The following is an 11,425-nucleotide window of genomic DNA, read 5'->3' as shown; positions in this document are numbered from 1 at the left end:
TCAGCGATTGGACGGAGTTTTAACCCCATGACGGCTATGGAACTGATCGACGAATTACAAGGGCTTGGGGTGGAACTCTGGACCGAGTCTGAACAACTGCGCTTTCGCGCGGCCAAAGGCCTGCTGTCGGAGCAGCACAAGCAGAGGCTGCGGGAACACAAGTTACAAATTATCGAAATACTGAGCGCTGCTCAAACAGCCGCTGGCAACGACCAGGACCTGGGAGTGGTGGTAGAGGCTGATAAAGATAATCGGCATGAACCATTCCCTTTAAGCGATGTGCAGACCGCCTACCTGTTGGGTCGACAAAATGCATTTGGCTACGGCGGCGTTGCTTGTCACGGTTACTTGGAGCTGGAATACCCGGGATTAAATCCAAAAGGTTTGCAGGAAGCCTGGAACCAACTCATTGAACGTCACCCGATGTTGCGGGCGGTTATCGAGCAGGAGGGATACCAGCGGGTTCTCCCCCAAGTGCCGCACTACGAAATGAAAAGCCAAGACCTCACCGGTTTGGACGAGGACGCCCTGGAGCTTGCCTTGGAATCGGTGAGAGATGAACTGGGCCACCGCAACTACCCCATTGGTGAGTGGCCCATGTTCGAGCTGCGCCATAGCCGCACAGATAAGGGCCATATAGTGCATTTCTCTATGGATGCACTGATCGCAGACTGGGCCAGTGCGGGCATTTTATTTAATGAACTCGACCTTCTGCTATCTCACCCCGGTGCAGCCCTGCCGCCACTGGAAATTGATTTTCGTGATTATCTCCTGGCCGAACGAAGTCTATTGGACAGCCAGGGCTACCAAAATGATCGTCGCTATTGGTTGGATCGCCTTGAGCAATTGCCGCCCGCACCTGAGTTACCGGTTTTGCCGCTCGCTTCAGAGGCGGAATCTGTACGTTTTAATCGCTACCACTACCGCCTGGACACCGCGCACTGGCAGACACTGAAGCAGCGAGCCGGAACTGCCGGCTTAACCGCGTCGGTTGCCGTGCTGGCTGCCTACGGAGCGGTATTGCAGCGGTGGAGCCGCCAGCCATGCTTTAGCCTGAGTCTTACCTTATTGAATAGGCTGCCCTTACACCCTCAGGTTAACCAGCTGATCGGTGATTTTACTTCGGTCAGTGTGTTGGCGATTGGTGATTCCAATGGAAAAACCTTTCGCGATTGGGCGGCTGGCATTGGCGAACAGTTGTTCAGTGATATTGATCACCGCTTGTTCTCCGGCGTGGAAGTACTGCGGGAAATGTCCCGTGCGCGAGGACCCGAGGCCGCATTGATGCCGGTGGTATTTACCAGTGCTATTGGTCTGGGAGATACCGAAAAACCTGTCAGCGGTAGAAAGTCCGGCAGGGGAATTACCCAGACACCGCAAGTCACCCTGGATTGCCAGGTGAGAGATGATGCCGATGGTCTGGAAATTAACTGGGACGTGCGCCAGGGCGTTTTTCCATCGGGCTTGGTAGAGGATATGTTCGCGGCCTTTACCGGCTTATTGAATGAGCTCGCCGCTGGCGGCGACGGGCAATGGCTTGGCAAGTCTCCGGTTTCTTTACCCGAGTGGCAGCAACAGGAACGGTATCAGGTTAATCAAACCGATGGACCAGTTCCTTCAGAGTTATTGCACCAGGGCGTATTTGCCCAGGCAGCGGCAACACCGGAAGCTACTGCCATTATTGATAGCAATGGCAGTGTGAGTTATGGGGACCTGGCGAAAAAAGCGGCGGGTATCGCCAAATCGCTGAGAAAAGAAGGTTTCCAGCTGGGTGGTCGCGTAGCCATTGCAATGCCCAAAGGGCGAGAGCAGATAGCGGCGACCCTCGGTGTGCTCCTGGCTGGTGGTATCTATTTGCCACTGGACGCGGCACAACCGGAAATACGGCTCAATAAACTGTTGCTGAGTGCAGAGGCGGAATATGTCCTGACACTCAGCGACCTCGCCAGCCAAATTAAGTGGCCATCAGAAGTACAGGTGATCAGTGTAGATACCCTGGCACCTGAAACCGAGATCCCGGTAGCCAGTAATGGCGACCCGGAGCAGCTGGCTTATGTTATCTACACCTCCGGCTCTACCGGCGAGCCCAAGGGTGTGATGATTAATCATCGGGCCGCTTTAAATACGGTGCTGGATATTAATCGCCGCTTCGAAGTGGGCCCGGGCGATCGCATTTTGGGTTTGGCCCAACTCAGTTTTGATTTGTCGGTCTACGATATTTTTGGCCCCTTGGCAGCCGGTGCGATTTTGGTGTTGCCTGATCCGGCTCGTGGTGCAGACCCTTCACATTGGGCGGAAGTCATGGATGAGCACCGGGTGACACTGTGGAACTCTGTCCCCGCGCAGTTGCAAATGCTGGCCACCTATTTGGATACGGAGCCTCGGCCGCTGTCCGAATGGCGATTGGCAATGCTGTCGGGAGATTGGATTCCGGTTACTTTGCCTGAACATATCAGGCGCCATGTGCCCGCACTCGACCTTATCGGCATGGGTGGGGCTACAGAAGCTGCAATCTGGTCCAACTACCACCGTATTGATCGAGTCGATCCCGCCTGGAGCAGTATTCCCTATGGCGTGCCGCTGACGAACCAGGGCTTCCGAGTGCTGGATAGCCAATTGCGCGATGCCCCTGTGTGGGTGGCGGGTGAGCTGATGATTACTGGCCTGGGATTGGCCGATGGTTATCTCGGTGATACGGCCCTCTCTAAACAGAAATTCTTCTCTCATCCGGTGGATGGTCAGCGCCTTTACCGCACCGGCGATTTGGGCCGTTACTTGCCCGGTGGTGAACTCGAATTCCTGGGCCGTGAAGACGGACAGGTAAAAATTCGTGGACACCGTATCGAACTGGGAGAAGTGGAGTCTGCATTATTGGCCCACCCCGCAGTATCAACAGCAGCGGCGGTGATTGAGAAGAAAGAGGGCGGCTCGCGAGCGGATTTAAATCTGTTGGGTTTTGTAGAAAGTCGTCGCATGGATGATGCCGAGCCAGTAGCCATCGATCCAGAACTGGTAAATTCGGTGCGTCAGTTTGCGCACTACCAGGCCGGTGAGCCGGAAGCTGTCAGTGTCGGTGACTATGTGCAGGCGCTTGAGGAAGCGGCCCTGTTGTCGATGCTTCACGGCTTGATGGGCCTGGGGGCATTTACAGATTGCGAGCAGGGATACAGTGCAGAAGAAATTCTTTCACTAGCGGAAGTCCATGAAAAGCATCACTGGCTGGTGCGTCGTTGGTTGGACCTTCTCGTTAACGCAAAACTGCTCAGCTTATCCGCGATCAGCGCCGCTGCTGAGGAAAAATATACGCGTACCCGGGCAGTCGACATCTCTGCTGTTGACGAAGCGTGGAAGCGCGTTGAACAGGGAATTGAAAGCGATTTTTGTAATCGGGAATTCCTGCAATATCACCGGGATCATGTCGAGTTATTACCCCAGTTACTAGCGAATCAACAAAATCCGTTTGAATTGTTGTTCCCCCAGGGCGACCAGCAGGTGGCCTTGTCCCTTTATCGGGACGATCTTATCGCCCGCTATAACAATGCTGCCGTTTCCGCATTAATTAACCGCATTGCCGCCCAGAGCGATAGAGGGTTAACGGTTCTTGAGTTGGGTGCTGGCACAGGGGCTACCAGTGCGTCGGTTATCCCCATGTTGGATGGATATGACGTTGACTATCTATTTACCGACATGACCGCATTTTTCCTGACTGAGGCTCGCCATCAATTTAAAGAATGGCCTTGGGTGCGCTTCGGGTTAATGGATCTCAATACAGACTATCGCGCCCAGGGTTTGGCGCCCAATAGTGCAGATGTCATTTTATGTGCTGGGATGCTCAACAGTACCCGAGATCCAGACGCGGCTATTGCCAGTGCTGTCGAATTGCTGGCCCCCGGGGGCTGGTTAATCCTGACTGAGCCAACGGTGGATCACGCTCATATCCTGCTTACCCAGGGTTTTATGATGGACCCGGCTGGTGATGATCGCGCTTGTGGGGCGACCAAGTTCCTTTCTATCGAAAAATGGCAATCGCTGCTAAAAGCCCATGGTGCTGGCCAAGTGCTCTGTCTGCCGGAAGATGAGCATCCTTTGTCTGCTTTTGGTATGAACTTATTGGCCGCGCAGATGAAAACTGATCGGCAATATTTGAGTGCCGGGAAACTGCGGGACTTTTTAGCGAATAGATTGCCCGCGCATATGGTGCCCGCCCATTTACAAGTTCTCGACCAGCTGCCGCTCACCGCCAATGGCAAAGTTGATCGCAAAATGCTCGCCGGTTGGCGCCCTACGACTGGCGATGCACAAGAGGCTGCGCACTCAGAACAGATGGACCCTCTGGAAACGGCTCTGTGCAAACTCTGGGCTAATGCACTGGGCCTCGATAATGTGGGCCGACAGGACAGCTTTTTCGATCTCGGTGGTGACTCGCTGATTATGGCGCGGGTTGCAGGGCGCTTGTTGGAAGAGATTCCCGAGGCAAAATCGTTTACTTACGACGCCTTGTTGCGCCACATGCTCAATGGACCGACGGTTGCTGCATTGGCCAGAGCACTGAGAGTCGAGCCGGATGCCGCTGCCGAGGAACACGCAGACACTGATATCGACAACCTGGTTGCAACTACCCGCGAGGGCAGCAACTCCTTGATGGTTCCCTTCAGTCATAAGGGCGAGGGTAAAGGGGCATCCAAAGAAGAGGCGCCGGTGCGGATTATGTTCCATGCGGCCCTGGGTACCCTGGATTATTTCCAGCACCTGGGCAAAGCGCTTGCGGCCCAGGATTTGGGCCCGGTCATTGGAATTGCTGTCGCCAATACAGAAACGTATCTGTCCATTGATGCCAAAGAATTAATCGAGCGCACTGCCGATGATTACGCCCAGAGAATCATCGACGAGGGCTATCAGCGTTGCCAGTTAATTGGCTATTGCTTGGGCGGTCTGCTGGCAACGGAAGTTTCGCGCAGACTGCTGGAGCGCGGTGTCGATGTGATTGACCTGAGCCTGATCGACAGTATCCCAATGTTTGTCGATACCGATGAAGAGCTGGCTTTCGAAGCGATTTTTGCCCCCAACCTGAATCTCGACCCGGTAAAAGCGGTATTTGGTGAGCATATCGAGAGCGAAGATATTTCCCGCGCGATCGAGACCTTAATGCAGGAACACAACGGTCGTGTTCCCGCCGGTGCAATGGCAGAACTCGACGGTGATGCCGGGCTTAAAGCGGTAGCGGAAGCCGTGCGGCAACGCTCTCAACTCACCCAGGAGCAGCGCCTGGCCGGTTATACCGAGATGGCCTCTGCCCAGGCGGGTGTGCCGGTTGAAGCTGCGATGATACCGGGGCTTTTCCGGGTGTGCCGACACAGTATGCGCGCTGCCTGTTTTGATCTGCCTCCCTATATTGGCGATATGACCTACTTGCGCTGCCAGGAAGAGCAATCCTTCGGTGTCACCGCCGGCGTAGGCCATATGGCTGCGCCTTATTGGCAGGATGTTTGTCTGGGTGACTTTGAATTAATTGATGTGCCGGGCAATCACTTCAGCGTGATGGAGCCGCCGCAGGTTGCCACTGTCGTTGAGCACTTGGCAAAACCATTACAGCGCGGTAAAGCGGGCAAATAGATGGCTGAGCACATTTTGCCAAAGACCAACTTGCGAAAGTCCAACCTGCGGGAACTGATGCGTCCATTTCGTGGCCTCGTGTGGCTGGGGGTGGTGCTCGGTGCCTGTGGTGCGCTCACTTCACTGATTCCTTTTATCGGTATCGTTGAGCTGGCTCGCCTGTTCCTGGCGTCCGATATCAGTGATATCGCCGATGCGATTATTCCCGTTGTATTCGCGATAGTTGCCGGGCTGGCGATGGGATGGATCTGCACCGTGATCGGTTTGTGGTTAACCCATATTGCCGACCAGCGTATGCAGGCGGAACTGCGACGTGCCCTGGTGCGGAAATTGGGACAGGTGCCCCTGGGTTGGTACAGCGAACACACCTCCGGTGCGGTGCGCAAAGCGGCGCAAGATGATCTTGATGATCTTCACCATATGGTTGCGCACCATCAGGTGGAGTTGGTCGCTGCATTTGCACTGCCGCTGGCGGGCTTGGGCTACTTATTCTGGCTCGACTGGCGCTTGGCCCTGTTAGCGGTAGTTACCCTGCCAATTTACCTCGTGTCCTACGCCTGGATGATGCGTGGTTTCGGGGAAAAAATGCAGCAGCTGGATAAGGACTTTGGCCGGGTCAGTGCTGCGATTGTTGAATTTGTCCACGGCATTGCGGTGGTCAAGGTTTTCTCGCAAACCGGTCGCGCCCACAGGAATTATCAACAGGCCGTCGAGGATTTCAGTCGCCGTTATACAAGCTGGGTTACACCGCTTGTGCGTCTGGAGGCAGTCACCTCTCTGGCCCTGTCGGTGCCGGTCATTATGTTGGTGAGTCTGGCCGGAGGCGCTTGGCTGGTGGTGAATACAGGCATTCAGCCGATTGATGTTCTCGCAACAACGCTGATCGCTGTGATGATTCCCCAGACGATTCTCACCTTGAGTCAGGGGCTGACCGCCCAGCAAAAAGCCAAAGCTGCCGCAGGCAGGATCGATCAATTGTTGGAGGTTGAGCCTCTGGCTGTTACCTCTGAACCCAAAGAGCCCAAAGATGCAGGGCTGCTCTTTAAGCAGGTCAGCTTTGTCTATACCCAGGATCGGCCGGTATTAAGCGATATTACTTTGCGCTGTCACCCCGGCTCGATCACAGCTTTGGTGGGGAGCTCCGGTGCCGGGAAATCCACCTTGGCCAAACTAGTTCCCCGTTTTTATGACGTGGCCCAAGGTGCTGTGCTTCTGGGAGACGTCGATGTCCGTGATATAGATCCGGACAATTTATATCGACATGTTGGCTTTGTACTTCAAGAGACTCAGCTATTGGCTGGCACTGTGGCAGATAACCTGCGCCTTGGGCGCCCGGATGCCAGTGACCAGGAGTTGGTAGATGCAGCGCGCAGTGCCTGCATCCATGAAAAAATTTTAAGTTTCCCCCAAGGTTACCAGGCGGTTATTGGCAAGGATGCCTTTTTTTCTGGTGGAGAAGCGCAGCGTTTAAGTATCGCGCGGACGCTTTTAGCAGATGCCCCTGTGTTGATTTTGGATGAGGCCACAGCTCACGCCGATCCGGAATCCGAAGCCCAAATTCAGCAGGCATTGTCCTGCCTGGTGCGCAATCGCACGGTACTGGTGATTGCCCATAAGCTGCACACCATCACCGAAGTCGATCAGATTGCGGTCCTGGACGGCGGCCGCTTGGTTGAATGCGGAAGTCACCGACAACTGTTGGCTGAGAGCAAGCACTACGCGGAACTATGGCGTTTGTACAACAGTGCCGAACAGAGTGAAAAAGCAATGAGTGGTGAGGCTCAGGTTATTAGCGGGGTCTCATCATGATTCGCAGTTTGCTCGCCATTCTCGGACCCGCGCATCGCCGTGAAGTTGGCATTTACGCGGTATGGCTTCTCGCCTATGGGGTTTTGCAGGGAATCGCGGTGACACTTCTGGTGCCCCTGCTCAGCTCACTGTTGGCCTCTGAGATGGAGGCGGTTGGGTACTGGTTGCTTTCCCTGTTATCGGTAGTTGTGATTGCTTGTATTGCTCGTTACCAGCAAACCGTAAAAGGGGCTGCACTGGCCATCCTGGTATTGAAAACCCTGCACAATCGTTTGGGTGAACACCTCTCTCAACTTCCCCTCGGTTGGTTCAGTGCAGAAAAAGTCGGTCGTTTGTCCCGCAGTGCAACCGGGGGCACCTTGATGGTGACTAACGTTTTTGCCCACCTGTTGCCCCCCACTGTCAGCGGTGTTGTCACTCCGCTGACAGTGGGGGTGGCAATGTTGTGGTTTGACTGGCGACTGGGGCTGACCGCTTTGTTGTTTGTGCCCTTGATTTATATTGGCCATCGCTGGTCCGCCCAGTGGATAGGCGCCATGGAAACGGAAGTGGATGCTGCCGGTGCTCGCGCCAGTAGCCGGGTGGTGGAGTTTGCCCGCAACCAAGCGGTACTCAGGTCTTTTGGCAAAAATGTCAGCGGTTATCTCCCACTGGAAGAGGCGATTGCCGGGCAAAGCGGAGCGGCGGGTTCCATGTTGCGGCAGACCTTCCCCCGCTTGTTTGCCGGTGGATTTATGGTGCAACTCGCCTTTGCCGCAGTGATTGCCGTGGGTGTTTGGCTCACGCTCAATCAACAACTTCCCCCTATTGAATTGGTGGCTTTGCTAGCTTTGGCGGCCAGATTTACCGGTCCTCTGGCGGAACTCGCCGGGCGCAGTGGTCTGCTGCGCATGGCCGGTAATGATTTGCACAGACTGGCCGCTATCTTTTTTGAGCAGTCGCTACCTGAGCCATCCAGATCTCAGCCTTTTACCGAGCAGGGTGGGTTGGTTGAATTTTCAAATGTGAATTTTAGCTACGAGTTGGGGCAACCGGTATTGAAGGATCTTTCCTTTAGGGTTTCTCCGGGTACCACTACAGCGATAGTCGGTGCATCAGGCTCGGGTAAAACCACCATCACTCGTTTGTTGTTGCGTTTTTTTGATACCGACCAGGGCCAGGTAAAAGTGGGCGGGGTGGATGTGCGGCAACTGCGCACAGAAGACCTGATGCGGCAGATCTCTATCGTTATGCAGGATGTGTATCTGTTCAGCGACACCCTGGAAGCGAATATTCGATTGAGTCACCCCGAAGCCAGTCAGGAAGCCCTGGAACGTGTGGCGAAACTGGCTGGAGTAGACGAGATTATTGAGCGCTTGCCCCAGGGATGGCAGACGCAGGTAGGTGAGGGGGGCGCTGCACTTTCTGGTGGCGAACGCCAGCGGGTTTCTATCGCCCGTGCCCTATTAAAAGCTGCACCTATTGTTGTGCTGGATGAAGCAACAGCAGCACTCGATCCGCGCAATGAAAAGTACCTGAACAGTTCCCTGCAGCAATTAAAACAAGGGTCCACTGTCATTGTGATCGCCCATCAATTATCCACCGTTATGAACGCGGATCAAATAATCGTACTTGAAGAAGGTGCGGTGGCTGAAGTTGGCAATCACCGCAAGTTGTTATCACAGCAGGGTCTGTATGCACATTTTTGGCAACAGCGCAGTCAAGCTACTGGCTGGCGTTTGGTTGAGTCCGATATGGAGGTAAGCCTATGACAATTGCGATTTTAGGTGGTTATGGCGATGTGGGTGCAGCGGTTACCGGTTATTTACAGTCCCTCGAGTTGGGTGCTATGCGTATCGGTGGTCGCAACGCACATAAACAGCCGCTATCCAGTGATTCGGTAATTTCTTATCAGACGGTGGACTACCTGGATGCAGCCTTACTGGATCAGTTTGTATCTGGCTGCGAGGTTCTGATCAATTGTGCAGGACCTTCACATTTAATTGGCGACAGGGTTGCCAAAGTTGCGGCACAAGTGGGAGCAGCCTATATCGATGTTGCTGGCGATGAAGCTCTCTATAAGCAACTCGATGGATCCTATTACCAGAGCCATGGTCTGACCGCAGTTTTATCAGCCGGCTTACAGCCGGGGCTCAGTAGTCTGCTACCACGCTGGCTGGCAGAGCAGGAGTTTTCACAGGTAGAGAGCCTGATCAGCTATTTCGGCTTGCGCGATCGGTTTACCGATGTCGCTGCCGATGATTATTTGCAAGGCGCCAATGAACAGCACAGCAAGCCCTTGGCGGCCTGGCGCAATGGACGCCGGGTGAGTGGAATATTGAAACGCCGTTCCGATGTCGAGCTGCCGTTTTTTCCTGAATCTACCACTGTGCTTCCGTATTTAAATAGCGAGGGCGAGCGCCTAGCTCAGGATTTATCCCTCTCTGATGGTGATTGGTATAACGCGGTTAGCGGCTCTTATATTTTATCCGCCTTTAATACTACCCATGGTTTTAGCCGCGACGAAGCGCGGGCAGCACTGTGTCGGGCCAGTGCGCTGGATCTGGCGGGGCGCGATCCTTATGTGCTGATGCTTTTGCAACTTACCGGTAAATACAACGAGCAAGAGCGCACTCGCACAGCCGCGTTGCGGGGCACTGGCAATGCAGATCTAACAGCAGCGGTAGCCGCAGTCACCACTATGGCTGTACTTCGCGATGAAATCCCACCGGGTTGTCATTACTGCGCCCAAGTATTGCCGCCGGCATTGGCGATGGAACGCATGTCGAAGATTGGGGCATTGAGTTTTTTAACCACCCTGGAAACAAGTATTGAAGATATGGTGTGCCTTGAGGAGGGAGCCATTTGAAAAACCTAACACCTCCACCCGCCGATACCGCCCATGAGGCTGGGCTGGCAGCTTTACCCGCTGAGCTTGCTACAGACAGTGGTTTGGCAAAACTGCCGGCTGCAATGCAGAGGCTTGAGTTTATCAGCCTGCGGACGATTATGGAGTTATTTTCCTCCAGCGGAGTGCTGACTCCAGAGAGTGTTGGGCGCGGCAGTGAGGAAATTATTAATACGCTGGGTGCCGCTTCCCGACACCATTGGCTGGTTCGCCGCTGGCTGGTGGCCTTGGTTGAACGAGAGTTTTTGAGGCTCAGTAATGGCAACTACTCCTGGGAGCAAATTCCTGAGAGTGCAGTCGGAGCAGATAAATTACCGGAGGCCTACAGTGCGCTGGGATTCCCCCCTGAAATGGCCGAGTCACATCAAAAGCTCCTGACGCATTTGTCTGAACTGGTGCGGGATCAAGTCTCCATTAATCAATTGCTGTTCGAGAATGGAGAAATACTAACGGCACTGGCCGCCTACCAGAACAACTGGTTTACGACGTATCTCAATTATGCCGCAGCGTACATCGTAAAACAGGCCGTCAAGCCAGGGCCTATGCTGAGAGTGCTTGAATTGGGGGGAGGTGCAGGCCTAACCACTTCGGCAATTTTAGATACTTTAGCCGGAAGGCCGGTTAATTATCGCTTTACCGATGTATCGCCAGTATTTACCACTGCGGCACAGAAAAAATTTCGCAATCACATCGGTTTGCGTTGCAGCCTGCTCGATATCAATGTCGATTTTTCTGCGCAGTCAATTGCGCCGGCAAGTACCGATATCGTTGTGGCTGGCAATGTTTTGCACAACGCTGCTCATATTGGCCAAACGCTACAGCGTATTCGCAGGTCGCTTGTCCCTGGTGGCTGGCTATTGTTTAGCGAATCCACTCGGGATAACCACGCCATGTTAACGGCAATGCAGTTTCTGCTTTCCCCTGCTGAATCCGGGACTCTTTTGGGCAGTGAAGATCGGCGAGGGGGCTCGGATCAGGTATTTATTGATAGCGCAGCCTGGCAGGAAGAGCTGGTTAGCGCTGGCTTTGAGATTAAGTATTTCCTGGCACCCTCGACATCGTCGCTATCAGTAGCGGGCCAAACCTTATTTGTTGCAAGGGCTGTTTAAGGGACTG

At 54.2% G+C, this 11,425-nt stretch carries 5 protein-coding genes; all 5 read left to right on the top strand.

Features of this window, described 5'->3' with window-relative positions; genetic code table 11:
* Positions 1 to 27: 27 nt before the first annotated feature.
* Genes ACJJIM_RS09550 through ACJJIM_RS09530 form a run of 5 tightly spaced genes read left to right on the top strand, consistent with a single transcriptional unit; the run spans position 28 to position 11,418 of the window.
* A complete protein-coding gene (locus ACJJIM_RS09550; RefSeq protein ID WP_444913121.1) occupies positions 28 to 5,613 on the top strand; it encodes an amino acid adenylation domain-containing protein in 5,586 nt (1,861 codons plus the stop codon).
* Positions 5,614 to 7,422, top strand: coding sequence for an ABC transporter ATP-binding protein (locus ACJJIM_RS09545; protein WP_413662059.1), 1,809 nt, complete (start codon positions 5,614 to 5,616; stop codon positions 7,420 to 7,422).
* The gene (locus ACJJIM_RS09540) at positions 7,419 to 9,173 is read left to right on the top strand and encodes an ABC transporter ATP-binding protein (RefSeq protein WP_413662058.1); all 1,755 of its coding nucleotides are present in this window, start codon (positions 7,419 to 7,421) and stop codon (positions 9,171 to 9,173) included. The genes ACJJIM_RS09545 and ACJJIM_RS09540 overlap by 4 nt, the downstream gene beginning before the upstream one ends.
* A complete protein-coding gene (locus tag ACJJIM_RS09535; protein ID WP_444913120.1) occupies positions 9,170 to 10,270 on the top strand; it encodes a saccharopine dehydrogenase NADP-binding domain-containing protein in 1,101 nt (366 codons plus the stop codon). Before ACJJIM_RS09540 ends, ACJJIM_RS09535 begins: the two co-directional genes overlap by 4 nt.
* The gene (locus ACJJIM_RS09530; protein WP_413662056.1) at positions 10,267 to 11,418 is read left to right on the top strand and encodes a class I SAM-dependent methyltransferase; all 1,152 of its coding nucleotides are present in this window, start codon (positions 10,267 to 10,269) and stop codon (positions 11,416 to 11,418) included. The genes ACJJIM_RS09535 and ACJJIM_RS09530 overlap by 4 nt, the downstream gene beginning before the upstream one ends.
* Positions 11,419 to 11,425 lie beyond the last annotated feature (7 nt).

This window comes from Microbulbifer maximicatervae (SeqCode), assembly GCF_052467615.1.
This window is presented reverse-complemented; position numbering and strand designations above follow the sequence as displayed.